The sequence below is a fragment of the Streptomyces sp. NPDC057682 genome (genome assembly GCF_042799575.1).
GTDB lineage: Bacteria > Actinomycetota > Actinomycetes > Streptomycetales > Streptomycetaceae > Streptomyces.
Map to the genome: position 1 here is coordinate 135114 of NZ_JBHVIN010000011.1, position 26890 is coordinate 162003.

At 70.3% G+C, this 26890-nt stretch carries 17 protein-coding genes; 2 read left to right on the top strand and 15 right to left on the bottom strand.

Annotated elements, in window-relative coordinates; genetic code table 11:
* Positions 1 to 8: 8 nt before the first annotated feature.
* The 4 genes from ACFVDM_RS21245 to ACFVDM_RS21260 form a co-directional block, all read right to left on the bottom strand.
* Complete coding sequence (locus ACFVDM_RS21245) at positions 9 to 2012, bottom strand: glycosyltransferase (protein WP_383642025.1); 2004 nt, start codon at positions 2010 to 2012, stop codon at positions 9 to 11.
* A 4-nt stretch (positions 2013 to 2016) separates the two neighbouring features.
* On the bottom strand, positions 2017 to 3681 hold the full coding sequence (locus tag ACFVDM_RS21250; RefSeq protein WP_383642028.1) for a stealth family protein: 1665 nt from the start codon (positions 3679 to 3681) through the stop codon (positions 2017 to 2019).
* 56 nt (positions 3682 to 3737) lie between these two features.
* On the bottom strand, positions 3738 to 5501 hold the full coding sequence (locus ACFVDM_RS21255) for a stealth family protein (RefSeq protein WP_383642443.1): 1764 nt from the start codon (positions 5499 to 5501) through the stop codon (positions 3738 to 3740).
* A 376-nt stretch (positions 5502 to 5877) separates the two neighbouring features.
* Positions 5878 to 6987, bottom strand: a complete 1110-nt coding sequence (locus ACFVDM_RS21260; protein ID WP_383642032.1) for a hypothetical protein — start codon at positions 6985 to 6987, stop codon at positions 5878 to 5880.
* A 357-nt stretch (positions 6988 to 7344) separates the two neighbouring features.
* Between ACFVDM_RS21260 and ACFVDM_RS21265 the strand changes: the two genes are divergently transcribed.
* Entirely contained in the window at positions 7345 to 8451 is a 1107-nt protein-coding gene (locus tag ACFVDM_RS21265) for an LCP family protein (protein ID WP_383642035.1), read from the top strand.
* A gap of 69 nt (positions 8452 to 8520) precedes the next feature.
* On the opposite strand, the gene ACFVDM_RS21270 is transcribed toward ACFVDM_RS21265, so the two are convergent.
* From ACFVDM_RS21270 to ngcE, 9 genes are all read right to left on the bottom strand, one after another.
* Entirely contained in the window at positions 8521 to 10023 is a 1503-nt protein-coding gene (locus tag ACFVDM_RS21270; RefSeq protein ID WP_383642038.1) for an amino acid permease, read from the bottom strand.
* A 159-nt stretch (positions 10024 to 10182) separates the two neighbouring features.
* Positions 10183 to 12105 carry a 1-deoxy-D-xylulose-5-phosphate synthase gene (dxs, locus tag ACFVDM_RS21275; protein WP_383642446.1) on the bottom strand — a complete coding sequence of 641 codons (1923 nt, stop codon included), beginning with the start codon at positions 12103 to 12105 and terminating at the stop codon, positions 10183 to 10185.
* A gap of 222 nt (positions 12106 to 12327) precedes the next feature.
* Positions 12328 to 13626, bottom strand: a complete 1299-nt coding sequence (locus ACFVDM_RS21280; RefSeq protein ID WP_383642041.1) for a sugar ABC transporter permease — start codon at positions 13624 to 13626, stop codon at positions 12328 to 12330.
* Positions 13623 to 14411: an ATP-binding cassette domain-containing protein gene (locus tag ACFVDM_RS21285; RefSeq protein ID WP_383642044.1), complete on the bottom strand. Its 789-nt coding sequence runs from the start codon at positions 14409 to 14411 to the stop codon at positions 13623 to 13625. Before ACFVDM_RS21285 ends, ACFVDM_RS21280 begins: the two co-directional genes overlap by 4 nt.
* Before the next feature lie 233 nt (positions 14412 to 14644).
* The gene (locus ACFVDM_RS21290; protein ID WP_383642048.1) at positions 14645 to 15712 is read right to left on the bottom strand and encodes a sugar ABC transporter substrate-binding protein; all 1068 of its coding nucleotides are present in this window, start codon (positions 15710 to 15712) and stop codon (positions 14645 to 14647) included.
* Positions 15713 to 15835: 123 nt separating this feature from the next.
* Positions 15836 to 17035 carry an ROK family protein gene (locus tag ACFVDM_RS21295; protein WP_383642051.1) on the bottom strand — a complete coding sequence of 400 codons (1200 nt, stop codon included), beginning with the start codon at positions 17033 to 17035 and terminating at the stop codon, positions 15836 to 15838.
* Positions 17036 to 17285: 250 nt separating this feature from the next.
* On the bottom strand, positions 17286 to 18203 hold the full coding sequence (locus ACFVDM_RS21300; protein WP_383642055.1) for a carbohydrate ABC transporter permease: 918 nt from the start codon (positions 18201 to 18203) through the stop codon (positions 17286 to 17288).
* 91 nt (positions 18204 to 18294) lie between these two features.
* Positions 18295 to 19218 carry a carbohydrate ABC transporter permease gene (locus ACFVDM_RS21305; protein ID WP_383642058.1) on the bottom strand — a complete coding sequence of 308 codons (924 nt, stop codon included), beginning with the start codon at positions 19216 to 19218 and terminating at the stop codon, positions 18295 to 18297.
* Between the two features lie 50 nt (positions 19219 to 19268).
* Positions 19269 to 20714 carry an N-acetylglucosamine/diacetylchitobiose ABC transporter substrate-binding protein gene (gene ngcE, locus ACFVDM_RS21310; protein WP_383642062.1) on the bottom strand — a complete coding sequence of 482 codons (1446 nt, stop codon included), beginning with the start codon at positions 20712 to 20714 and terminating at the stop codon, positions 19269 to 19271.
* A 771-nt stretch (positions 20715 to 21485) separates the two neighbouring features.
* Here ngcE and ACFVDM_RS21315 point away from each other — a divergent pair.
* The gene (locus tag ACFVDM_RS21315; RefSeq protein WP_383642065.1) at positions 21486 to 23741 is read left to right on the top strand and encodes a glycosyl hydrolase family 18 protein; all 2256 of its coding nucleotides are present in this window, start codon (positions 21486 to 21488) and stop codon (positions 23739 to 23741) included.
* A gap of 118 nt (positions 23742 to 23859) precedes the next feature.
* On the opposite strand, the gene ACFVDM_RS21320 is transcribed toward ACFVDM_RS21315, so the two are convergent.
* Positions 23860 to 24504: a histidine phosphatase family protein gene (locus ACFVDM_RS21320; protein WP_383642068.1), complete on the bottom strand. Its 645-nt coding sequence runs from the start codon at positions 24502 to 24504 to the stop codon at positions 23860 to 23862.
* 128 nt (positions 24505 to 24632) lie between these two features.
* Complete coding sequence (gene yicI, locus ACFVDM_RS21325; RefSeq protein ID WP_383642071.1) at positions 24633 to 26885, bottom strand: alpha-xylosidase; 2253 nt, start codon at positions 26883 to 26885, stop codon at positions 24633 to 24635.
* Positions 26886 to 26890: the final 5 nt, after the last annotated feature.

Below are 26890 nucleotides of genomic sequence, written 5' to 3' on the forward strand. Positions count from 1 at the left end.
AACCGCTGTCAGTGATGCTCGGTCACCACGAGCGAGAGTTCGTTGTCCGCGGTGAAGTAGGGGCGCAGTCCGACGACGGCGCGGCCGACGTCGGGGCCGAACAGGTCGGAGGGTTCCTCCCCCACGAGTTCCGGGAAGCGCTGCACATCGCGCCGTACCACCTGGTCGTCGGCGATGCGCGCGAGCCTGACGGGCTCCCCGCCGTTGCCGTCCGTGATGAGGACGTCCCAGTTCTCGCGGAGGAGCAGCCGGGCCCGCATGGGCTCGTCCATGTGCAGTTCCGCGCCGAACCAGCCGCCCTCGAAGCGGACCCGTCCGGCGGCGATGGTGACGGTGGGTTCCTGGCGCCGGCGCAGGAGCAGCAGCGGTTCCGCGCCGAGCCGCCACTGTCCCTGGAGCCAGCCGGTGAGCCACAGGCTCGTGTCGCCGTACTCGACGGTGACCAGTTCGGCGTGGCTCGTGCGGGACCAGACGCGCAGGCGCAGATAGCCGCCCTCGGTCGCGTACGGCAGAACCCAGTGGAAGTGCTCCAGATCGCCGAGGTGTCCGACGTCGCGGGCCCCGCCGACGGTGCACCGTCCGTACCGCAGCCGGCGTTCCTTGCCCTTGCCGTCGACGGCGTAGAGGTCGGCGCGGCCCTCGCCGAGCGCCGCGAGCGCGCGGACGTCGACGCGGGCCCGGGTGCCGCCCTCGGCCGGGAAGTCGACGACCTCCTGGCGGCCCTTGCCCTGTTCCTTGACGCGTACGGTGCGGGTGGAGGACACCCCGTGCAGGGTGAGCTCCCACTGACCGTTCGGCAGGATCCGGCAGTCGGCGGTGGGGCGGGGGCGTTCCTCCGCGGGGGCGCCGCCGGCCGCCCGGCGGCGCTGGCCCCACCGGCCGCGCACCCCGGCCCTGACCGCCGTGAACAGCGCGTCGTACGCCTCGCCGACCTGTTCCGTGCCGGCGGACCGGGCGAGGTGCAGGGCGTGCCCCCGGTGCACGGCGCGCAGCTGCTCGTCGGCCATGAGGCGCTCCAGGGCGCGGGTCGTGGCGTCGACGTCCCCGGCCGGGACCAGCAGTCCGCCGTGTCCGTCCCCGAGCACTTCGGCCGCGCCGTAGGGCACGTCCGTGGCAACGACGGGGGTGCCCTGGGCGAGTGCCTCCAGCGCGGGGCGGGCGCTGTCCTGGCGCTCGGCGGTCACCAGGGCGATGTCGGCGTCGTAGAAGTCCTCCTCGCCGGCCTCCCGGTCGACGAGCAGGACCCGGTCGTGGAGCCCGAGCGCGGTGATGAGATCCCGGGTCTCGCGGCGCAGCGGTCCGGTGCCGAAGATCCTCAGCTGCCAGCCGGGCTGGGTCTCGTGGGTGCGGGCGAAGGCGTGGAGCGCCAGGTCCACCCGCCGGTGCGAGACGAGCCGTCCCGCGCTGACGACCACGCCCGTGGTCGCCTTCTCGGGGCTGTCGGCGATCAGGACGGGTTCGGCGATCTGGCGCACCTCGACGCCGGCCTCGGCCAGGTCCCGGTAGGCGGGGTCGGCGGCGTCGCCCCGGGTGAGCGGGACGACCGCGTCGAGGGAGCGGTAGAGCTCGGTCCAGCGGGCGCGCACCGACTCCGGGAGCCGTTCGACCGGGGCGGGCTGGCGGGCGATGCGCCGGGCATGGGGGGTGCGGCACTGGGCCAGGGCGGCGCCGAGTGCGGAGCTGAGCGCGATGACCACGTCGGCGCCGGTCTCCGCCAGGTGCTTCCGGATCCGGTCGTCGTCGGCGCGGTCGTAGCGCCGGAACTCGGGGTCGCCGGCGATGACCAGCTGGGAGGTGTCGTCGGCGTCCCGGTCGCCGGGCGCGACCCCGGGGGCGAGGGCGACGACGTCGATGTGCTCGGGCAGCCTGAGCGCCGGGTGCGCGGTGCCGGCGCCGCGCACGGCGACGACGGTGACCCGGTGCCCGGCGGCGAGGGTCTGGGCGAGGCGGGCGGCGGCCCGCGCGCCGGCGGAGTCGGTGGCCAGGGTGCGGGCCAGGATCTCGATGTTCATGGGCTCAGTCCGCCGTCTTCTCGTACGGGCTCGGCACCGGGTAGAAGGCCTCCAGGAACCGGTGGAGCAGCTCGCTCTGGTGCTCGATCTCGGCGGGGTCGCTGGCCGAGTCGTTGAGGCAGAAGGTGTCCCTGTCCCGGCGCAGCAGCAGGAGTTCCAGCTTGTGCTCCAGTTCGGGGTCGTCGAGCGCGAAGTAGCCGTACCGCAGGTCGCCGGGCAGGCTGCAGCCCGAGTAGTAGCCGTAGTAGTGGTGCAGCGAGGAGGCGATGGACAGGTCGGTGATGCTGCGCACGGGGCTGGCGGAGGTGCCCCGGTGCTCCTCGGGGAAGTCCCGTTCGATCGCGGTGAGGACGTCCCGGTTGAGGGCGTACGGCACGTGCTTCATCTTCTGGACGAGGGTGCGGCCGAAGCGCTGCTGGATGAGCCGGCGGTTGTTCTTGGCGGCGACCGAGGTGGGCACCTCGTCCGGCTCGGGCGGGCCGTAGGGGACCTGGGCCGGGGACGGGAAGAACTTGGCGATGCCGTTGGGGTGGAAGAAGGCCGAGGGCGTGAGCGTGCGGCCGATGAACATGTCGTCGTTGAAGTAGACGAAGTGGCGGGAGAGTCCCGGGATGTGGTGGAGCCGGGACTCGATCGCGTGGCTGTTGAAGGTGGGCAGGTGGGAGGGGTCGTCGAAGATCTCCCGGTGGTCCACCACGCGGGCCCGGCCGTCGCCCGGGGCCCACCAGTGCGGGGTCTGTTGGTCGGTGACGATGTAGATGTTCCGTACCCACGGCATGAACATCCGCACGGAGCGGAGGCTGTACTTCAGCTCGTCCCGGGAGACGTACCGGGCCAGGCTGGCCGCCTCCGCGTGGAAGACCTCGCCGCGGCTCTCGGCACGGCGGCGCTGCCACTCCGGGTCGTCGCCGTCCACCCAGGTGTAGACGACGTCGATCGGGAAGGGGTGCTCGTCGGGGAAGAGGATGTCCAGTTCGGGCCGGGTGCGGGTGGGGCGCAGCCGGGGCGCCTCGGCCCCGTGGGCCCGGCCGACGAGCCGGGTCATCTGCTCGCCGGGGACGACGAGCTGCTGGTGGTCCAGGGTGACGTACTCGCTGGCGCGGTTGCGGCGGGGTGCGACGAGGCGGTCGACGCCCTGGCCGGGGACGCTCTCGGCGGGCTCCCAGAACTCGACGTCGCAGCCGGTGTCGGCGCCGTGGGTCAGGTGGCCCTCCTGGGTGGTGCGGAACCAGAAGGCGCGGACGACGGCCAGCGTGCTCGCCCGCTCCCACGTCTTGTCCGCGCCGCCCTCCCACGCGCCGTCGCCGGGGGCCATTCCGGACTTGGGCCGGGCGAGGTAGCCCTTGCTGCCGGAGAGCAGGGTGCGCAGCGCCGCCAGGGCCTGGGGGCGCAGCCGCGCGTCGACGCCGACGGCGGACGCGGTGTCGTCGAGGCCGGGTACGGCGAACCAGTCGATCTGCGCGGCTTCGAGAGCGCGGCGGACCTCCAGGTTGTTCAGCTCGCGTGCGGACAGCGGGGTGAGCCGGTCGTGCACCAGCGCGACACGCTTGTGCATGTCCACGATGACCTGCCGCTCCGTACGGCTCCTGCGCAGCTGCGCGGGCTCCGGGCGGGGGCCGGTGCCCGCGGTGGTCCCGCCGGCCGCTACTCGACCGGAGATGTCAAACACGCGGTTCACTTTCGTTTGCGAGGGATGGGTGGTACGAGAACAGAGGAAACGTTTCCTCAGCGTTTGATGCCGGCCTGCGGCGACCGGCTCGGCAGACTCGCGTTGCGGTACTCGGCCGAGTCCACGCGCTCGAAGCGGCTGGGCACCGGGAAGTAGGCGTCGAGGAAGTCCCGGACCATGCGCTCCTGGGCCTCGGGGTCGGGGTGCTCGACGGTGTCGTTCAGACAGAAGGTGTCGAAGTTCCGGTGCGCGAGCAGGCTGTTCAGCCGCCGCCGGGCCTGGTCGGCGGCGAGGTCGATGTACTGGTAGCGCACATTGCCCGTGGTCGAGCGGCCGGTGTGGAAGCCGTAGTAGTGGTGCAGGGAGGAGGCGATCGGCACGTCCTCCGGCGAGCGGAAGCGGGAGAACTGCGTACGGCCGTGCTCCTCGGCGTACACCAGTTCAATGTCGGCGAGCACGCTGCGCCGCAGGGCGTGCGGCGTGTGCTTCATCTTCTGCGCGATCCGGGTGCCGAAGGACCGCTCGATCAGGGCCCTGCTGTTCTTGCCGGCGGCGTTGACCGGGAGGTCGCCGGGGCCGGAGGGTCCGGTGGGCACGAGCGCCTTGGACTGGAAGAACTTGCTCAGTCCGTTGGCGTGGAAGAAGTGCCCCGGCGTCAGCGGACGGCCGAAGAACACGTCGTCGTTGAGGTACAGGAACTGCTCGGACAGACCGTCGATGTGGTGGAGCTGGCTCTCGATGGCGTGCGAGTTGAACGTGGGCAGCGCCTCGGGGTCGGAGAAGATCTCCCGGTGGTCGACGACCCGGAGACCCGGCACGTCCGTGTCGAGCCACGCGGGCTGCTGCCCGGCGGTGACCAGGTAGATGTTGCGCACCCAGGGCGCGTACTGGTGCAGGGAGCGCAGCGAGTAGCGCAGTTCGTCGCGACTGGTGAAGCGGGCGTCGTTCGCGGCCTGGGCGTGCAGACCGGGCGCGGGCGAACCGGCGCGCCCGGAGCGGGCGGCGTCCCGCTTCGCGGCCCAGACCGGGTCCTTGTCGTCGACCCAGGTGTAGACGACGTCCACCGGGAAGAGATGGTCGTCCGGAAGCGGCTGGGTGAACTCGGGCAGGGTGTGCGCGACACCCGTGGTGTAGGCGCCGGGGACGAGGGCGAACAGGGCCTGCGGCGCGACCGGCCGCGCCGTGGCGGCGGGGACCAGGTCCACCACGCGGTTGGGGCGGGGCGCCTCGTAGCTCCCGTCCCGCTCCGCCCAGAACTCCAGGTCGCACCCCTGGTCGGCGCCGAAGACCAGGTGCTGGGTGGGGTCGGTGACGTACCAGGCCACGCGCAGGACGTCGTGCTTGCGCAGGGCGCGCCAGGAGCGGTCGTCCTCGCCGGGGCGCATGTCCGACTCCGCGCCGGTGGCCGCGCCGATGTAGCCGGGCGTCTGGTCGAAGGCGATCTGGAGCATCTCGGTGGCCGACTCGCGCATCGCCACGGGGACGGCGACCGTCGGGATGTCCTTCGCACCGCCCCGGACACAGAAGTACTCGACTCCGCCGGCCTCCAGCGCGGCGATGAGGATGTGCAGATTACGGGCGCGGGCGGCCCAGGCCGTGGCGCCCTCCACCAGCAGCGCCCGCATGTGCCGCCCCTTGACGCGCACCACGCGGCGGGAGGCGGCGGCGCTGTGCCGGGCGGCGCTGCGGCGCCCGCCCATCGCCCACACGACCGTCGCGGACCGGATGGCGTCCACGGAGGTGAACGAGGACTTCACGGCGGAACGCAGCGGGGCCGGCACCTTGCGGACGATGCCCTTGCGCGCCCCGGCCGGTATCACGGACCGATACGCCGAAACCAGCGATCCCGCCTCCGGATTGCCGGAACCGACCACGAGGCATCCACCGTCCACGCCACTGCGGTCCAACGCCCGCCGACGGGCGGCATCGCCTCCGTCTGACGGACGGTACGAGACCGAAACCTGTCATCCCCTTCAGACCGCCCCTCGGGACGGCGTCCCCCGCGCACCGGTGAGCGAGTCACAGAACCTTCACATAAAGAGCCGGTCAACGTCCAGTCAAAAAAGGGGACATAGGAGGCAAATACTCGTGACGAATCCCACGAAGGGTCTGTACAACCTTTTACAACTTCACGGAAGCATCACATGAACGTGCGGTGAATCCTCGCCGTCGCCCGCTTCCGGCGGCACCGACGGCTCAGAGCCGCCGCCAGTGCGGCGAGAGGGTGAGACCCGGCCCCGGCTCCTGCCGGGCCACCGCGACCGCACCGTCGCGGCCGCACATCGCCACGACGACCCGGCCCCGCCCGTCCAGGGCGAGCGCGGGATCACCCACGCACGGAGCGGCGGTGTCCGTCCACCAGACGCCGTCCTGCTCGGCCTCGGTGCCGCAGACCCCGATCAGCAGGGTGCCGCCCGCGCCGCGCTGCGCCAGCACCGTGCAGTCGTAGCCGTCCAGCGGGGCCCGCAGCGCCACGACGGCGCCGTCCCCGGGCTGTCCCCCCACCGGCACGGGCCAGGCGCCCGGCCGGTAGCCGACGACACCGGACCGGTTCACATCGGTCCAGTAGTACGTGAGCCGCTCGGGCGCCGTCTCCAGCGCAGTCACCGAGCCCTCCAGCGCCTGGAACTGCACGGGCGGGGCGATCACCGGCGGGCCCTCCGGATCGCTCTGCCGCCACTGCTGCACCCCCCGCTCCCCCGTCGCGAACACCTCGACCAGCCCGCCGGAGGTCGTCGACGCCACGAGGTCGGCGGAGAGCCCGGCGCCCTTGAGGTCCTTCCAGCCCGACCATTTGCCGCCCTTGCCCTCGCGGCGCATCTGCAGGCCTCCGCCCGCGTTGCGCACGAAGACGAAGACCACGCCCTGCGGGGTGACCACGGCGGCGGGCCGGCCCACGAGCCGGCCCTTCTCCTTGTCCGCGTAGAAATTGCCGAGGGAACGCCACTCCGTGACGGGGCGGCCGGTCTGGTACTGGATGGCGTGCACGAAGTCGACGCCCGGACCGTCGGCCCCGCCGCGCTCGCGGCGGCCGAGGAAGTGCACATAGGAGTCGGCGCCCTGCACGACGGTGAGATCGGTCAGTCCCGCGATCTCGACGAAGACCGGGCCCTCCCAGCCGTCGCCGCCCGGAGTCAGCTCCGTCCAGCGGAGCAGTCCGCCGTCCGTGAGGGTGTAGACGGTCAGCCGGCCGTCCTTGCCCCGCGTCATCCAGCGGCCGCGCGGCGTTCCGGCGACCTCGTGGCGCCCGGTCACCCGGCCCGGCGCAGGGGCACTGCCCGCGGAGCCCGTTCCTCTTCTCCGCATGGCCCGCAACGCCCTCTCCGCTTCACCGGTTCTTCGTACCGCCCGCACACGGGCGACGACATCATATGCTCAGCGCCCGCCCGCCCCATCAGGCAGGAGGCCTCCCGTACGGGCCCGCGTCCCGGGGCCTCGCGGGAGCCCCGGACGATCCGTCCTCCGCCGGGCGGACGGGGATTCGGACGGCGCGGTTCCGGGCGGCCCCGCCGGGGACCCCCCGGACCAAAACACCCATTCGAACGATTCTCTGTTCTATAGTGCACGCTCAGCCATGCACATACGGACCGGCCCCACCCCCCACCCGAGTCCCACGCACTCCACAGCCCCTCCGGGGCCACGAGATTTGAGGACTCCACCACGATGAGTCACGACCCCACGCCCCAGGACACTCCCGAAGGCCGCCCGGCGTCTCATGGCGGCGGACGCAAGCGCAAGGACGGTCGCCGCAAGCGCCGCCGCGGCCTGAAGATCACCCTCGGCGTGCTGCTCGTCCTCGTCATCGCCGCCGGCGGCACCGTCTACTGGCTCTACAGCCAGCTGGACGGGAACATCAAGGGCGTCGACATCGACAAGGCGCTCGGTGAGGACCGGCCCGAGAAGCTGCCGACCAGCGGGCAGAACCTGCTGGTGCTGGGCTCGGACTCGCGCGCGGGGGCCGAGAACAAGGAGCTGGGCGGCGGCGGGGGTGTGAGCGGCGCGCGTTCGGACACCGCTCTGGTCGTGCACATTCCCGAGGGCCGGAGCAGGGCCGTCGCCGTGTCGATCCCGCGTGACACGCTGGTCACCCGGCCCGAGTGCACCAAGTCCGACGGGACGAAGGTGCCCTCGGCCGAGCGGCGGATGTTCAACTCGGTGTACGCGCAGGTCGGACCGGCCTGTGTGGTGAAGACGGTCGAGAAGATGTCGGGTGTGCGCATCGACCACTACCTGGAGATCAACTTCGCCGGGTTCAAGGGGCTCGTCGACGCGATAGGCGGGGTCACCGTCGACGTCCCGCAGGACATCCACGACACCTCGACCGGGCTCGATGTGAAGGCCGGGCCGCAGAAGCTCGACGGCACGGACTCGCTGAAGTACGTCCGGACCCGGCACGGCATCGGTGACGGCAGCGACCTCGGCCGCATCACGCTCCAGCAGCAGTTCCTGTTCGCGCTGCTCAGCGAGGTGAAGAAGCAGGACCTGCTCGGCAGCCCGACCAGCGCCTACAAGATCGCCAACTCGGCGACCAAGTCGCTGACCACCGACGAGGGCCTGTCCTCGCTCAAGTCGCTGACGCAGTTCGCGCGGTCCATGAACGGGGTCGACCCCGAGACCATGGAGACGATCATGCTGCCCGTCGCGTACGACAAGATCGACCGGAACCGTGTGGTGGCCGCGCAGCCGCAGGCCGACACGCTCTGGAAGGCGATCCGCGAGGACGGCGCCATCCCCGAGTCCGCCAAGAAGTCCCCCGCCACGGGCGGCTGACGGGCCGGAACCCGCACGACGACGACCGGCCCCGCCGGCCCACCCGGGCCGGCGGGGCCGGTCGTGTCGTCAGCGCCCCCGGTGCACCCGGCTGTGTCCGCGCCCGTAGGCGAAGTAGACGACCACGCCGATGACCATCCAGATGCCGAACCGCAGCCAGGTCTCCGCCGGCAGGTTGAGCATCAGCCAGACCGAGGCGGCCACCGACAGCAGCGGGAGCAGCGGGACCCAGGGGGTGCGGAAGGCGCGGTGCAGGTCGGGGCGGGTGCGCCGCAGGACGATGACCCCGAGGGCGACCACGACGAAGGCGAACAGGGTGCCGATGTTCACCAGCGTCGCCAGCTCGTCGATGCTGGTGAAGCCGGCGACGATCGCGATCACCACGCCCAGCAGAATGGTCGGGCGGTACGGGGTGCGGAAGCGGGGGTGCGTCTTGGAGAAGAAGCGCGGGAGCAGCCCGTCGCGGCTCATCGCGAAGAACACCCGGGTCTGGCCCAGCAGCAGGATCATGCAGACCGTGGTGAGGCCGACGGCGGCCCCGAAGCTGATGACGCCCGCGTAGAAGGGGTGGCCGACGGCCTTGAAGGCGTCGGCGAGCGGGGCGCTCACGGAGAGTTCGGTGTAGTGCTGCATCCCGGTGACGACGACCGAGACGGCGACATAGAGCGCCGTGCAGATGAAGAGCGAGGCCATGATCCCGCGCGGCATGTCGCGCTGCGGGAGCCTGGTCTCCTCGGCGGCCGTGGCGACCACGTCGAAACCGATGAAGGCGAAGAAGACGATGGAGGCGGCGGTGAAGATGCCCATGACGCCGAAGTTGGTCGGCGCGTAGCCGAAGATCAGCTGGACGAGCGGGGCGGTGAGCCCCGATCCGGCGGGCTGCGGCTCGGCCTCGGGGATGAACGGGGAGTAGTTGTCGGTGTCGATGAAGAAGGCCCCGGCGACGATCACGATCAGGACCACCGCGACCTTGACCGCCACCACGACCGTGGTGACGCGGGCGGAGAGTTTCATCCCGAGGACGAGGACGACGGTCAGCACGAGGACCAGCGCGGTGGCGAGGATGTCGAAGCCGAAACCATTCGCCACATCGGTTCCGGAGAGCACGTCGGGCAGGTGCCAGCCGGCGTTGTCCAGCAGTGAGCGGATGTAGCCGGACCAGCCGACGGCCACCACCGCCGTGCCCAGCGCGAACTCCAGGACGAGGTCCCAGCCGATGATCCAGGCGACCAGTTCGCCGAGGGAGGCGTACGAGAAGGTGTACGCGGAGCCCGCCACCGGGACGGTGGAGGCGAACTCCGCGTAGCAGAGCGCGGCCAGTCCGCAGACGACGCCGGCGACGACGAAGGCGATGGCGGTGGCGGGGCCGGCGGTCTCCTTGGCCACCTTTCCGGTGAGCACGAAGATGCCGGTGCCGATGATGACGCCGACCCCGAAGACCGTGAGGTCCAGCGCCGACAGCGACTTCCTGAGGGCGTGCTCCGGCTCCTCGGTGTCACGGATGGACTGCTCGACCGTCTTGGTCCGGAACAGGCCGTTTCCGCCCGGGGGCAGGTCCTGCTGGGTGCTCACCGGCGTACCTCCACGCACTCGTCGTGCACGCCATGATTCGGACCCCGGGGCCGCCGTCAGCCGGGCGACGCCGGAAGGGGCGGTATTTCACGCGAAGGGGCCGGTCGGATCACCCGTGCGGGTGAAAGACCGGCCCCATGGGCCGTACGGACGTACGCGTCAGTCGCGGATCGGCTCCACCACGGAGGTCTCGGCCCGGTCCGCGCCGAAGCGGCCGTCGAGCTTGGCGACCAGGCCGGTGACCTGACGGGCGATGTCCGGCGCGGTCAGCCCGATCTCGGCCATGACCTCCTTGCGGGAGGCGTGGTCGAGGAAGACCGGCGGGATGCCGAAGTCGCGCAGCGGTACGTCGACGTCGGCGTCGCGCAGCGCCTGGGCGACGGCGGAGCCGACACCGCCGGCCCGGCTGTTGTCCTCGACGGTGACGACGACGCGGTGCTTCGCGGCGAGCGGGGCCATGGCCGCGTCCACCGGCTTGACCCAGCGCGGGTCGACGACGGTGGTCGAGATGCCCTGGGCGTCGAGCAGACCGGCGATCTCCAGGCACATCGGGGCGAGCGCGCCGATGGAGACCAGCAGGACGTCCGGCCGGGCCGCGGCGGACTCGCGCAGCACGTCCATGCCGCCGACCGTGCCCACGGCCTTGACCGAGGGGCCGACCGCGCCCTTGGAGAAGCGGACGACCGTCGGGGCGTCGTCGACCGCGACGGCCTCGCGCAGCTGGGCGCGGACCTGGTCGGCGTCGCGCGGGGCGGCGATCCGCAGCGAGGGCACCACCTGGAGGATCGACATGTCCCACATGCCGTTGTGGGAGGCGCCGTCCGTACCGGTGATCCCGGCCCGGTCCAGGACGAAGGTCACCCCGCACTTGTGCAGGGCGACGTCCATGAGGACCTGGTCGAAGGCGCGGTTGAGGAAGGTGGCGTACACCGCGAAGACCGGGTGCAGTCCGCCGGTGGCGAGACCGGCGGCGGAGACCGCGCCGTGCTGCTCGGCGATGCCGACGTCGTAGATCCGGTCCGGGAACTCCTTCTCGAACGCGGTCAGGCCGACCGGCTGGAGCATGGCCGCGGTGATCGCGACGATGTCCTCGCGCTCGTGGCCGAGCTTGACCATCTCCTCGCCGAAGACGGAGGTCCAGTCGAGACCGGAGGTGGCGACGGGCAGCCCGGTGTCGGGGTGGATCTTGCCGACGGCGTGGAAGCGGTCGGCCTCGTCCTGGAGGGCCGGGGTGTAGCCGCGGCCCTTCTCCGTGAGGCAGTGCACGATGACCGGGCCGCCGAAGCGCTTGGCGCGCTGGAGCGCGGACTCCAGGGCCTCCAGGTCGTGGCCGTCGATCGGGCCCACGTACTTGAGCCCCAGGTCCTCGAACATGCCCTGCGGGGCGATGAAGTCCTTGAGGCCCTTCTTGGCACCGTGCAGCGTCTCGTAGAGCGGCTTGCCGACGACGGGGGTGCGCTCCAGGAGGTCCTTGCCGCGGGCCAGGAAGCGCTCGTAGCCGTCGGTGGTGCGCAGGGTGGCCAGGTGGTTGGCCAGGCCGCCGATGGTCGGGGCGTAGGAGCGCTCGTTGTCGTTGACCACGATGACGAGCGGGCGGTCCTTGGCGGCGGCGATGTTGTTCAGCGCCTCCCAGGCCATGCCTCCGGTGAGGGCTCCGTCACCGATGACCGCGACGACGTGGTCGTCCCTGCCCAGGACCTCGTTGGCCTTGGCCAGGCCGTCCGCCCAGCCCAGCACGGTCGAGGCGTGCGAGTTCTCGATGACGTCGTGCTCGGACTCGGCACGCGAGGGGTAGCCGGAGAGGCCGCCCTTGCTCTTGAGCTTCGAGAAGTCCTGGCGGCCGGTGAGCAGCTTGTGCACATAGCTCTGGTGGCCGGTGTCGAAGAGGACCTTGTCCTTCGGCGAGTCGAAGACCCGGTGCAGGGCGATGGTCAGCTCGACCACGCCGAGGTTGGGTCCGAGGTGGCCGCCGGTCTTGGAGACGGCGTCGACGAGGAAGGTCCGGATCTCTTCGGCGAGCTGCTCCAGCTGCTCGGGGGTGAGCCGGTCCAGGTCACGCGGTCCGCCGATGCGGGTCAGCAGATCCCATCCGTCGCCCACCACCGCCCGTGCCTGACGCGCTTCGCGCGGCTGTGTCACCGTGCCTCCTTGCGATTGTGCTGGTCGAGCATTGCCGATCCGATGAGTCTAATGTTCCGCCCGCTCCGGCGGGCGGCGGGCGGGGGTGTGCTGGCCCACCCGTGCCGGAACGCGGCCGTGCCCGGCACCCTTGGCGGGTGCCGGGCACGGACCTCGGGGGGCGCGTCAGGCGCGGCCCGCGGTCTTCTGGGTCCGGCGCGAGACCGAGTCGATGATCACGGCGATGAGCAGCACCGCACCGGTGATCATGTACTGGATCGCGTTCGACGACAGGTTCATCTGGTTGAGGCCCTGGACGATCGACTGGATGACCAGGATGCCCAGCAGCGCCGACCAGACCTTGCCGCGTCCGCCGAACAGGGACGTACCGCCGATGACGGCCGCGGCGATGCACATCATGAGCTGGTTGCCGCCACCGAGCGAACGGTCGGCGCCGCCGGTCGCGGAGGCCAGGAAGAGACCGCCGACCGCACCGAGCGTGCCGGAGATCATGAACACCGAGATCCGGATCCAGGAGACGTTGATACCGGCACGGCGCGCCGCCTCGATGCCGCCGCCGACCGCGAAGATCTGCCGGCCGTAGGTGGTGCGGCGCAGGACGAAGTCGGTGACGACCAGGATCGCGAGGAAGATCACCAGGGAGAGCGGGAGGCCCTGCTCCTGGTTGAACGCGTACGCGGCGAGCAGCGACAGCACGGCGAGCAGCGCGGTGCGCAGGATGATCTCGCTCTGCGGGCGGTGCGGCAGCTCCGCGGCCTTGCGGCGCCGCGCGTCGCGCAGCTGCGCGAGGTAGAAGGCGACGATCACGAAGACGGCGAGGCCGTAGGCGGCGGCGACGTCCTCGAAGTAGTAGCTGGTCAGGTCGCGGACGAAGCTGCCGAGCGGGGTGGTGATGGTGGACTTCTCGCCCATCACCCAGGTCTGCATGCCGGCCCAGCCCAGGAAGCCCGCCAGGGTCACGACGAACGCGGGCACGCCGATCTTGGCGAAGACGATGCCGTGGAAGGCGCCGATGACCGTGCCGGACAGGATGCCGAGCACGATGGCGAGGGAGTCGGGCATGTCCGTGCCGAGCACGGCCCACACCGCGCCCGCGAGACCCGCGACGGAGCCGACGGCGAGGTCGATCTCGCCGAGCAGCAGGACGAAGACGATGCCCACGGCCATGATGCCGGGGCCCGCCGCGTACAGCGTGATCTGGTCGAGGTTGTACGAGGTGAGGAAGTTGCCGGTCTCCGCCTGGAAAACGATCCCGATGATGATCAGGCCCACCACGACGGGCAGCGAGCCGATCTCGCCCGAGCGCACCTTGCGCTTGAACTCGGTCCAGTAGCCCTTGAAGCCCTGCTCGCGGACGAGCAGGCGGGGGTCGACGGCCGGGACGGCGCCGGGCGCCGCCGCGGGGGCCTCGGTGGTCTCCGCCTGGGCCGGGACCTTGGCCGACGTCTCGTTGGTGTTGCTCACTTGGATGCCTCCGCGGTGCGGGACTTGCGGCGGGTCACGGCGTTGTCCGTGGCGCCCGTGATCGCGGCGATGATGTCTTCGTGGCTGGTCGTCGCCACGGGGAAGGTGCCGTTGTTGTGGCCGAGGCGGAGCACGGCGACCTTGTCGGCGACGGCCTTGACGTCGGCCATGTTGTGGCTGATCAGGATGACGCCGAGGTTCTGCTCGCGCAGCCGCTCCACGAGGTCGAGGACCTGGGCGGTCTGCTCGACGCCGAGTGCGGCGGTGGGCTCGTCCAGGATCACGATCTTGGGGTCGCCGACCAGGGCGCGGGCGATGGCCACGACCTGGCGCTGACCGCCGGAGAGCGCGGCCACCGGGATACGGACGCTGGGGATGCGGATGGAGAGCGTGGACAGCAGGTCCTGGGCCCGCTTCTCCATGGCGACCTCGTCGAGGACGCCGCCCTTCTTGATCTCGCGGCCGAGGAAGAGGTTGGCGACGACGTCGAGGTTGTCGCAGAGCGCGAGGTCCTGGTAGACGGTGGCGACGCCGAGGTTCTGGGCGTCGTGCGGGCGGCTGATGTCCACCTTCTCGCCCTCCCACTCGATGACGCCCTCATCGATGGGGTGCACGCCGGCGATCGTCTTGACCAGCGTGGACTTTCCTGCACCGTTGTCGCCGACCAGGGCGACCACTTCTCCGGCGTGGACTTCGAGATCGACACCGGAGAGGACCTGGACCGCTCCGAATCGCTTGAAGACTCCACGCAACGCCAGCACGGGCGTCTGTGACACGTGAACCATCTCCTTCGCCGCCTGACCGGCGGGGATGTGCCGCCTGACCGGCGGAGACGCAACGCCACGAGGGGGCGGCGTCGACGTACTGGAAGTTCTGGGGGTCGAGTGTCCGGCACCCGGCCGGCAGCGGGGTGTGAACCGGGCCGGGGCCGGACAGTCACGGGGCGGGCGGACCGCGCCGTACGGCGGGGGTCACGCCCGTGCGCGCCGGGGTCCGTCGACCCCGGCGCGAGGGGGGACTACTTGATGCCCAGCGCGGTGCACTTGGCGGCGATGTCCTTGACGCAGACGTCGCCGACCTTGTAGATGCCGTCCTTGATCACGGTGTCCTGGATGTTGTCCTTGTTCACCACGGTCGGCTCCAGCAGCGTGGACGGGACGCCGTCCGTCTCGCCCTGGGCGCCGATGTCCTTGCCCTGGAGCAGGTTGACGGCGAACTGGGCGGCGGCCGGGGCGAGCTGCTTCGGCGACTTGTAGATCGTGAAGGTCTGCGTACCGGCGATGATCCGCTGGATGCCGGGGAGTTCGGCGTCCTGGCCGCCCACCGGGATGTCCTTGATGCCGGCGTTGTCCAGGGACGTGATGATGCCGCCCGCCATGCCGTCGTTGGCGGAGTAGACGGCGTTGATCTTGCCCTTGCCGACCGAGGAGATGGCGGCGGTCATCTTCTCGCCGGCGATCTTCGGGTCCCACTCGCCGGAGGCCTCGTAGGCGATCTTGATCTTGCCGTCGAGGGCCGTGTGGGCGCCCTTCTTGAACAGACCGGCGTTCGGGTCCTTCTCGTCGCCGTTGATCATGACGAGGTTGGCGGTGGCCGCCTTGGAGCCGAGGGCGTCGAGGATCGCCTGGCCCTGGAGCGTGCCGATCTTCTCGTTGTCGTGGCTGACGTAGGCGTCGGCACCGGCGATGGCGCGGTCGTACGCGACGACCTTGACGCCCTTCTTGTGCGCGTCGGCGACCCACGCGGCGGACTTCTCGGCGTCGACCGAGGAGATCGCGATGACCTTGATGCCGTCGGCTATCTGCTGCTCGAACTGCTGCTTCTGCTGGCCGACGTCACCGGCCGCGTTGTTGTAGACGACCTCGCAGTCCGCGCAGTCCTTCTTGACCGCTTCGATGAACAGCGGCTTGTCCAGCGTCTCGTAGCGGGCGGTCTTGTTCTCCGGGAGCAGCAGGCCGATCTTGGTCTTGCTGCCCGAGTCCGCCGAGTCCTTCTTGTCGTCGCCGGCCTTGCCGCAGGCGGCGAGGGAGAGGGCCATCGAGACGGCGGCCGTGCCGATGACGATGCGTCGCGTCGTTGCGTTCATTGGGGGTGTGCCTCCCTGACGAGGCCGCAGCGTTGCGGCCGAGGTGGCTTGGAGTCAACTCGGCCGCAGGGGCGACGTCAAGGAGTAAATCCTTAACGAGATGACAACGGTGCCATCCGTTATCTAAGTGAAGGCAGGAGTCGCCGCGGGGAGGGTGCTCTCCAAAAGGGTCGAATCCCCCATCTCGCTCAGCACGAGGGCCAGTGCGCCCAGCACCTCCGCACGGCCGCCCAGGGCCCCGGGAAGCACCGAGAGCTGCCGGGCGGCACTGGGGATGGCGTAGCGCGACACGGAGTCGCGGATGGGCCCCAGGACCAGCTCCCCGGCCTCCGCCAGCGACCCCCCGAGCACCACACGGCTCGGGTTCAGGAGATTGCAGAGGTTGGCCACCCCGCTGCCGATGTGCCGTCCGACGTCGCCGATCACCCGGCGGCACCCCGGATCGCCCTCGCGGGCCAGTTGGACCACCCGCTCCATGGTGAGATCGGGCCCGTGGCTGGGCTGGAGCAGCGGCAGGACGTAGCGCGCCGCCGTGAAGGTCTCCAGGCAGCCGCGGTTGCCGCAGCGGCAGACGGGGCCCGATTCGTCGAGGGTGATGTGGCCGATCTCGCCGGCCGTGCCGCCGGGCCCCCGGTAGATGTGCCCGTCGATCACCAGGCCGGCGCCGACACCGCTGGCGACCTTGATGTACGCGAGGTCCCTGACCCCGCGGCCGCTCCCCCAGACCAGCTCGCCGAGGGCGCCGAGGTTGGCGTCGTTGTCCACGTAGACCGGGACGCCCAGGCGACCGGCGAGCTCCTCGCCGGGGTTGATGCCCGTCCAGCCCGGCAGGATCGACGTGGAGCCCAGCGTGCCGGACTCGACGTCGATCGGGCCGGGAACACCGAGCCCCACCCCGATGACCTTGCCGGGGCTGATGCCCGTGGTCTCGATCAGCCGGTTGACCAGCTGTTCCGCCCGGCCGAAGCCCTCGGCGGACGAGGCGTCCACGTCCAGCGGCTCGGACTCCTCGGCGAGCACCTGGTGGGCCAGGTTGCCGACCGCCACCCGCAGGTGCGTATGGCCGAAATCGACGCCGATGACGATGCCCGCGTCCCCGCTGAGCGAGACGCTGCGGGCCCGCCGGCCGCCGGCCGAGGTGGGCGTCACCTCGACGGTGCCGCCGTCCTTCAGTTCGCGAACGATATTGGAGACGGTGGCCGCGGAGAGGCCCGTGCTCCTGGCGATCTCCGCCTGGGTGAGTGACCCCGCCATCCGTACGGCGCGCACGACCCGCTCAAGGTTGGCGCGATGCAGAGACGTCTGCGACCCCGGAGTCTCCATCGACTCTCTCACTCCTGCCGTATTCTCCAACATGTGAACTCTAAGCTCAGCGTTTTGGGGTGCTCCCCGTCAAGACCTTGAGCAGTCCGAGGCACCGATGAGCACCGGACCCCCGCACGGGACCCGGCACGAACCTCCCCGTACACAGACGAACCGCCCGCCGGCATGGCTGCCGGCGGGCGGTTCGGTGAAGCGGAGGTGCTGGTGGGACGGGAGTGGTGCCTACTACTTCACGGCACCCGCGGTCGGGCTACTTCACCGCCCCGGCGGTCAGGCCGGCGACGACCTGGCGCTGGAAGACGATGTAGGCCGCGAGGACCGGGAGCATCGCCATCACGAGACCGGCGAAGAGTCCGGACCAGTCGCCCTTGTAGCCCTGGCTGTTGGCCAGTTCGACCAGACCCTGGGAGAGCACCCGATGGTCGGGGTCGCTGTTGAGGACCGTCGGCAGCATGTACTGGTTCCACTGCCCCAGGAAGTTGAAGATGCCGACGCTGATCAGACCCGGCTTCGCCATCGGCAGCATCACCTGGAAGAACGTCCGGGTGTGCGAGGCCCCGTCGAGCATCGCCGCCTCCGCCACGGAGCTGGGCAGCGTCCGGAAGAAGGAGGTGAGGAAGAAGACGGTGAACGGCAGCGAGTAGGCGATGTAGACCAGGATCAGCCCGTGCGTGGTGTTCAGCAGCCCCATGTTGTTCATCACGAAGAACAGCGGGACCAGCGCCAGGATGATCGGGAAGCTCATCCCGCCGATGAACAGGTAGTAGATGAAGCGGTTGCCCGGGAAGTCGAAGCGGGCCAGGACGTAGGCCGCCATCGAACCGAGCAGCAGGGTGCCGACGAGCGAACCGCCGACCACCACGAGGGTGTTGCCGAAGTACTCGCTCATGTGCGCCTGGCTCCAGGCGCGCGACCAGTTCTCGAAGTGGAGCTTGTCCGGCAGGGCCCACGGGGTCGACAGGATCGAGTCGTCCGTCTTGAACGAGGTCATGACCGCCCACAGCAGCGGCATGACCACGAGGATCGCCCAGATGATCAGCACGCCGTGCGAGAAGACGTTGAGGACCTTGCCCTCACCGCTCTTCTCCCGGCCCTTCTTCCCGGGCGCCCCGGACACCGGGCCCGGGGGCGTCACCTTGACCACGGCAGGGGTTTCGGTGGTCTTCACGCGTGGTCACCTCGTACGGTCGAGCCGGCCCCCGGGACCGGGTGGTTGTGCCTGATGGGGGTCCGGGCGGCAAGTCCCGGGGAGCTCGGCATCAGAACTCCAGCCGCTCGCGCCGGCCCAGACGCATCACGACGGCGGCGAACACCATGGTGACGACGAGCAGCCCCACACCGATCGTGGTCGCGTAGCCGGCCTGACCGTCGCGGAACGCCGTCTGGTAGACGTACAGCGGGAGCACCGAGGTCGCGTAGTCGGGGCCACCGGGACCCACGGTCATGACCTGGACCGCCGTGAACGCCTCGACGCCGAGGGCCAGGATGCCCATGTAGACCCAGCCCGACTGGATGGTGTCCCAGAGCAGCGGCACGGTGATCCGGAAGAACGTCGTGACGCGGCTCGCGCCGTCCAGCAGCGCCGCCTCGTAGAAGTCCTTCGGGATGGAGGCCATGCCGGCGGAGAAGAGGACGACGAAGAAGCCGACCGTCGACCAGACCAGGACGACCATCACGCAGATGAGCGCCAGGTCGGGGTCGCCCAGCCAGTCCGGCTGGACCGAGTCCAGTCCGACGCCCTTGAGCGCCGAGTTCAGCATGCCGCTGCGCGGGTTGTACGCGAACTGGAAGAGCAGGGCGACGATGACGATCGAGAGCACCTGCGGGAAGAAATAGGCGATCTTGTAGAAACCCGAACCCCGCACGCCGGCGACCGCGGCGTTCTTGCGCCGTCGGCCGCCGACATTGAGCATGAAGGCGAAGAAGAGTGCGAGACCCAGCGTCACCAGCGGCAGCAGCAGCACGAGCAGCACACTGTGTTGCAGCGACTTCCAGAAAATGTCGTCCTTGAACATCCTGGTGTAGTTGTCGAAGCCGACCATCTTGAAGTCCGGGCTCAGGCCGGTCCAGTCCGTGAACGAATAGTAAATGGACTGGATGAACGGCCAGATGACGAAGACCGCGTACAACGCCAGTGGGACGACCAGGAATCCCACAATGAACCGGTACTTGCCGTGCTGCATCTTTTACCGACCCCGATCTTTCCGCGGGTGCCGCCGCTGGTGACGGTTGCTCACTGGTGCTTGTACTTCTTGACGGACGAGTCCTTGGCCGCGGCGTCCGCGAAGCCCTGGATCTTCTTGATGGCCTCGGCGGGGGTGAGGCGCCCGGCCATCATCTCGCCGAGACCGGCGGTGCCGATCTGCTCCTTCTGGAGCTTCACGTACCAGTCCTGCATCCGCGGGTTCACCACGTTGTCGCCGGCCTTCTTCAGCGCGTCGACACCGGCCTGCAGGGCCGTGGAGAGGGTCAGGCCGTCGGTGCCGCCGTTGAAGGCGGACAGGGACTTGACCTGCTTGGTGAAGTTCTTCGAGGACTCCTCGGAGAGCATGATGCGCAGCTGCTCCATGCCGCCCTGCGGGTTCTTCGCCTTGGACGGGACGACGAAGGGCTCGCCGCCGGACGCCCAGATGGTGCCGAAGGGCATCTTGTCGGACGCATCCAGGCTGGAGGGCGCCGCGACCATCATCTTGAAGTCCTTGGGCGTGGTCGGCGCCGCCTCGTTCTCCACCCACGAACCGTTCGGGATGAAGAGCGCCTTGCCCTTCGTCCACTCGGTCTGCGACTGGATGTGCGTCAGACCCGGGGTGCCCTTGAGGATGTACCCCTTCTTGTACAGCTCGTAGTACGCCTCGAACGCCGCCTTGACCGCGGGGTCCTTCCAGGCGTTCGGCTCCAGGTTGTCGATCTTGTCGAGAACCTCCCGGCCACCGATCTTGGCGATGAACGGGTAGAGGGAGAACGGCAGGTAGTACGGGTACTTGCCCGGGTACGTCCAGCCCGCGATGCCCTGCTTCTTCGCCTTGGCGCAGAGGGCGAGCATGTCGTCCCAGTTCTCCGGGTACTGCGCGTCCAGCTTCTCCAGGTTGGTCTGCGAGTACCAGACGCCGTACACGGTGTAGGCGTAGTACATGATCCAGACCGGGGCGCCCTCGAACTGGCCCATCTCCAGGACGCCCGGCCGCAGGGTGTCGCGGACCTTCTTGCTCGGGTCGTCGATGGACGGGGCGTCCATCAGCGGGGTCAGGTCGAACAGCTGCTTCTTGTCGACGAGGACGCCCATGTCCATCTGTTCGGCACCGGAGTTGTCGATCAGGTCCGGCGGGGTGCCACCGTTGAAGCGCGGCTGGAGCTGCGACTGGATCTTCTGCGTCGCGGTGTGCTTGACCTTGGCCTTCGGGTAGGCCGCGGTGTACTTCTTCTCCGCGTCGATCGCGTACTGCTGGCCGAAGCCGCCGTCGAAGATGACCACGTCGAGCGCGGCCGTCTCGTTGACGCCCAGCGGGTTCTTCGCGCTGGTCTTGCCCTTCTTGACCGTGTCGTCGCTGCCGCCGTCGCTGCTCGCACAGGCCGACAGGAAGCTCATCGTCGGAACGGTGATCAGACCGAGTGCGGCAGACCGCTTGATCAGATCGCGACGGCCAAGGCCCTCATTCTTGTGGGCGGAGGTGGATCCCATGCTCAAGTCCTCGCCTTCTCCAGGACTCAGGCGGTGTGTACCGGTCGCCCCGTCGAAATTCGCCTCAGGCGAAGGGCCCCGCCACCGCGGTCAGTTGCGCTTGGGTGGTACAGATTTTCAGGCTAGCCATTGCAGTGGGGGGTCCGGGAAGACGGAACAACGGACGCCGCCCTGGCGTCCCGATATGTCCTGCCCCCGTGTCTCCCCCAGCCGCGCAGTTGGAAAGAACCTGTGCGGACGCCGACAGGTATAGTCCACTTGCCGCCAACTGAGCAAGATCGAATGCAGGTTTGGTCGGCAGTCTTTCCCGAGTTGAGACCTCGCGGACACCTGGACCCCGGTGGCCCTCGACCGGAGGTAACGATTTCCGCATTCCGGTCGATCGGCCCGCCGAATCGGTGCCGGCACCCTTGACACCGGCCGCCACTCCACCCCCTTCCGGCACTCCCTCCGAGGCCATAACCCCAGGACAGGGGCGTTGCGGCCCGCGACGGGCCCTCCGTCGGCCGGACCTCATGATGGACGCCGCCGGCTCCGTACATCCACGACCTCCGGGACCTCGGCGCGGCGCCGCGGACGCCCCTCGGAGCGGCTCCGTGCGTCCCGAAATTGGTCTACACCAAATTTCTCCCAAGTCCGTGCGATCTCTTGACTCGATCTATTGGTCCAGTCCAATCTCACCAGGTACGAACACTTGGCATGAACACCTAAAAGATGGCCGATGTCATGACATCGGACGCCTGTCCCCCCGCATCCCCACGGAGGAAGAACATGCCCGCACGTCCAGCCGGTTCCCCCGCCGCACCGGTCCGCGGTCCCGCCGCACGCGCACGACGCAACGGAGCCCTGGCGGTCGCCGCCGTCCTCGTCGCCTCGGGAGCGGCGCTCGCCGCCGTCCCCGGCCACGCCTCCGCTGCCGGCGCCGAACTGCTCACCAACGCCGGTTTCGAGACCGGCACCCTGGAGGGATGGAGCTGTGCGAACGGCGGCTCGGTCACCTCGACCGCCCACAGCGGAACGCACGGCCTGGCCGGCAACGCCTCCGCCGCCGACACCGGCCAGTGCGGCCAGACCGTGGCCGTGCTGCCCAACACCTCCTACACGCTGAGCGGTTGGGTGCAGGGCAGCTACGTCTATCTGGGCGCCAAGGGCACCGGCGTGGACGCCAGCGCCTGGGCCCCCTCGGCGTCCTCCTGGCAGCAGCTGTCCACCACCTTCACGACGGGCGCCACCACGACCTCGGTGACCGTCTACACCCACGGCTGGTACGGGCAGGGCGCCTTCCACGCCGACGACTTCGCCCTGACCGGTCCCGGCGGCGGACCGACCGACCCGCCCACGGACCCGACCGACCCGCCGACCGATCCGACCGACCCGCCGACGGACCCCCCGGGCGACCCGAACGGACCCGCCGGTGACGGCAAGGTCACCACCCCCACCGGCCTCGCCGCGACCAAGGTCACCGGCAACGCCGCCGTCCTCAAGTGGAACGGCTCGACGACGTCCTCGCAGGACGGCAGCGTCGCCTCGTACAAGGTATGGTCGGGCGGCCAGCTCGTCGCGACGTCCATGGGTACCACCGTCGCCGTCAGCTCGCTGCTGCCCAACCACAGTTACACCTTCACCGTCCAGGGCTACCAGGGCTCCCACGCCTCCGCCCAGTCCACGGCGGTCAAGGTGACCACCGGGGCCGCGCCCGCCGCGAAGCCCTACGCCTCCGCCTACTTCGACCAGTGGGGGATCTACGAGAACGCCTACTACCCAAAGCAGATCGGCACCAGCGGCGCCGCGGCCGGACTCGACGTGGTGACCTACGCCTTCGAGAACATCCACCCCACGACGCACAAGTGCTTCGAGACCGTCAAGGCCTCCGACGCGGGCAACGAGGACAACCCGAACGCCGGTGACAGCGCCGGGGACGCCTACGCCGACTACCAGGCCGACGTCTCGGCGGCGGACAGCGTGGACGGCACCGCCGATGTCTACGAGCAGCCGCTGAAGGGCAACTTCAACCAGTTGCGCGCGCTGAAGGCGAAGTACCCGAACCTGCGGTTCACCGTCTCGCTGGGCGGCTGGACCTACTCCAAGTACTTCTCCGACGCCGCGGCGACCGACGCCTCCCGCAAGGCGTACGTCTCCTCCTGCATCGACATGTTCCTGAAGGGCAATCTGCCGAAGAACGTCCAGGGCGACCCGTCCGGCGGTCCCGCCTCGGCCGCCGGGATCTTCGACGGCATCGACATCGACTGGGAGTACCCGGGTTCGGCCGGCGGCCACACCGGCAACCACTACAGCGACGCGGACAAGGCCAACTTCACCCTGCTCCTCAAGGAGTTCCGCACCCAGCTCGACGCCTACGGCGCGGCGCAGGGCAAGCGGTTCCTGCTCACCGCCGCCCTGCCCAGCGGCCAGGACAAGATCGCCTACCTGGAGACCGACAGGATCGGCGCCTACCTGGACTACGCCGACGTCATGACGTACGACATGCACGGCGCCTGGGACGCCACCGGGCCCACCAACCACCAGGACCCGCTGCACGACAGCGCCGCCGACCCCACCACCCCGGTGGCGCCCGGCACCGCCAGGTACAACCTGGACACCGCGCTCACCGCGTACACCGACGGGCTGCCCGAGTACGGCATCAAGGGCGGCTTCCCCGCCTCCAAGCTGGTCCTGGGGATCCCGTTCTACTGGCGCGGCTGGACCGGGGTGCCGGCCGGGGCGAACCACGGGCTCTACCAGAGCGCGACCGGGCCCACCCCCGCCAAGCCGCTGAGCCAGGAGTCCGGGCTCGCCGCCTGGAAGGAGCTGAACCCCACCGAGGCCCAGACCTTCTGGGACCCGGTCACCGAGAGCTCCTGGATCTACGACGGCACCAACTTCTGGACCGGTGACACCCCGCGCGCCGTCCAGGCACGCGCGGCCTACGCGAAGAGCAAGGGGCTGGCCGGGATGTTCGCCTTCTCGCTGGAGAACGACGACGCCTCGGGCACGCTGCTCAACACGATGACCGGCGCGCTGCGCTGAGCGCTTCCCCGAACCGCGGGCCGTCCGGTGATCCCGGGCGGCCCGCGGCCGTTCCCGCGGCCTTTCCCGCCGTCGTGGACCGCGTCGGAGCGGGGGCGGACGGCCTCCCGGGAGGCGCTCAGACGCGTTCCGGCGTCTCCGGTACGGCGGTGGGGAACAGGCTCTCGGGCAGGGTGACGTTCCACGCGGTGATCACCGGCTGGCCGTGCTCCCTGCCGAGCCGGGACACGGCCCCGGTGGCCAGTTGGAAGAGGGTCCCCTCGGCCGGGGTCAGCCCGAGGTAGCGGGCGGTCAGGACCCGCAGGAAGTGCGAGTGGGCGACCAGGACCACGTCCTCGTCACCGGCGCGCCCGGCGGCCTCCCGGACCTCCGCGAGCACCCGGTCGGCGCGGGCGCCGACGGCGGCCGGCGTCTCGCCCGGGTGGGCGTCGGGACCGGGGGTGACGCCGTCGGTCCACAGGTTCCAGCCGGGGCGGGTCCGGTGGATCTCGTCGGTGGTGATCCCCTCGTAGCCGCCGTAGTCCCATTCGCGCAGTTCGGGGGTGATGCGGGGCGCGGCGAGCCCCGCGAGTTCGGCGGTGCGCCGGGCCCGGACGGAGGGGCTGACCAGGGTGAGGGCGATGGCGCGGTCGGCGAGCAGCGGTGCCAGCGCGCGGGCCTGGCGCTCGCCGAGGGGGGTCAGGGGCAGGTCGGTGTGGCTCGTGTGCTGTCCGTTGCGGGACCATTCGGTCTCGCCGTGCCGGATCAGGATCAACTCGCCCATGGAGACCATCCGTTCTCGTGTGCCGTACCGCTCGGGTGCTGTCGCCGGTGTGAACCCGCCGGCCCACCTTCGCATTCCGGCACGGCCCGGCGGGCGCGGGGCGCGCCCGCCGGGCGGGTGGTGCGGGCTCAGCCCGTGACGACCTCCAGCGGCTCGCCGACGACCACGACCCGGTAGGGACGGTCGGTGTCGGCGGTGACGCGCAGCGTGCCGTCCTCGCGGACCACCTCGTACGTGGCGGCCGGGGCGCCCGTGAGGTCCGGGACGGTCACGGTGCGGGAGAAGTCGCCGAGGCCCTCGGGGGCGTACACCCGCAGTTCGAGGTCCCGGGTCCAGTCGCCGTCCGGGCGGGAGGCGTCGGCGCCGAAGGGGACGACGGCGCCGGGGCGGACGAGGAGCGGCAGGCTGTCGAAGCCGTGGGTCTCCCGGTGCCAGGCGGGGCCGGTGACGGTCTCGCCGGTCAGGAAGTGGGTCCAGGTGCCCTCGGGGACGTAGTACTCGACCTCGCCGTCCTCGCTGAAGACGGGGGCGACCAGCACGTCGGGGCCGAGCAGGTACTGGCGGTCGGCGACGCGGGCGGAGGGGTCGCCGGGGAACTCCAGCAGCATCGGGCGCATCGCGGGGACGCCGGTGCGGTGGGCCTCGACGGCGGCTCCGTACAGGTACGGCATCAGGCGGTGCTTGAGTTCGGTGAACCGCTTGGCGACCTCGACGGCCTCCTCGCCGAAGGCCCACGGCACGCGGTAGGAGGAGGAGCCGTGGAGCCGGCTGTGCGAGGAGAGCAGGCCGAAGGCGAGCCAGCGCTTGAAGACGGCGGGGTCGGGGGTGCCCTCGAAGCCGCCGATGTCATGGCTCCAGAAGCCGAAGCCGGAGAGCGACAGGGAGAGCCCGCCGCGCAGGGACTCGGCCATGGCCTCGAAGGAGGACCAGCAGTCGCCGCCCCAGTGCACCGGGAACTGCTGGCCGCCGGCCGTCGCCGAGCGGGCGAAGAGGACGGCCTCGCCCTGGCCGCGCTCCTTCTCCAGGAGTTCGAAGACGGCCTTGTTGTACAGGTGCGTGTAGTAGTTGTGCATGCGCTCCGGGTCGGAGCCGTCGTGCCAGACGACGTCGGTGGGGATGCGCTCGCCGAAGTCGGTCTTGAACCCGTCGACGCCCTGGTCGAGGAGCGTCTTCAGCTTGCCCTGGAACCAGGCGGTGGCCTCGGGATTGGTGAAGTCGACCAGGGCCATGCCGGCCTGCCACTTGTCCCACTGCCAGACGTCGCCCTCGGGCGTGCGGACGAAGTAGCCCTTCTCGGCGCCCTCCGCGTACAGGGCGCTCTTCTGCGCGATGTACGGGTTGATCCAGACGCAGATCTTCAGCCCCTTCTCCTTGAGCCGGGCGAGCATGCCCTCCGGGTCCGGGAAGGTCTGCGGGTCCCACTCGAAGTCGCACCACTGGTACTCGCGCATCCAGAAGCAGTCGAAGTGGAAGACGGAGAGCGGGATGCCGCGCTCGGCCATGCCGTCCACGAAGGAGGTGACGGTCGCCTCGTCGTAGTCGGTGGTGAACGAAGTGGTCAGCCAGAGGCCGAAGGACCAGGCCGGCGGGAGCGCCGGGCGGCCGGTGAGGGCGGTGTAGCGGGTGAGGACGTCCTTGGGCGTGGGGCCCGCGACGACGTAGTACTCCAGGACCTGGCCCTCGACGCTGAACTGCACCTGGCCGACGGCCTCGGAGCCGACCTCGAAGGAGACCTTGCCGGGGTGGTTGACGAAGACGCCGTAGCCGCGCGAGGACAGGTAGAACGGGACGTTCTTGTACGCCTGCTCGCTGCTGGTCCCGCCGTCGGCCTGCCACATGTCGACGACCTGGCCGTTCTTGACGTACGGGGTGAACCGCTCGCCGAGGCCGTAGACGTTCTCGCCGACGCCGAGGGCGAGCTGGGCGATCATGTGGTGGCCGCCGTCGGCGACCGTGGCGAAGGCGGTGCCCTTGCGGCCGGCGGTGGTCAGCGTGCGGCCGTCGGCGTCCAGGAACTCCATGCCGAAGTCGCCCTCGCTGGGCAGCCGCAGGGTGAGCGGACCACTGGTGAGCCGGGCGGCCGGGCCGTCGTCGTGGGTGGCCGCCGTGCGGTCGCCGGTGGCGCCGGGCAGCTCGAAGTCGGGGCCGGGGGCTCGCCTGCCCGCGAGGTGGGTGACGCGGACGGCGATGACGCCCTCGGCCGGGGCGTGCGCCTCCACCGTGATCAGCGGCGCGTTCAGCGTGTCCCCGCGCCGGGTCACCCGCTTGACGGCGGCGTGCGCGGTGAGGCGGTCGGCGTCGAGGCGCAGATCGCGGATCTCGGTGGCGTACGAGGCGTGGACACCGTCTCGCATCTGCCAGAAGCCGTCGGTGAACTTCATGGGGG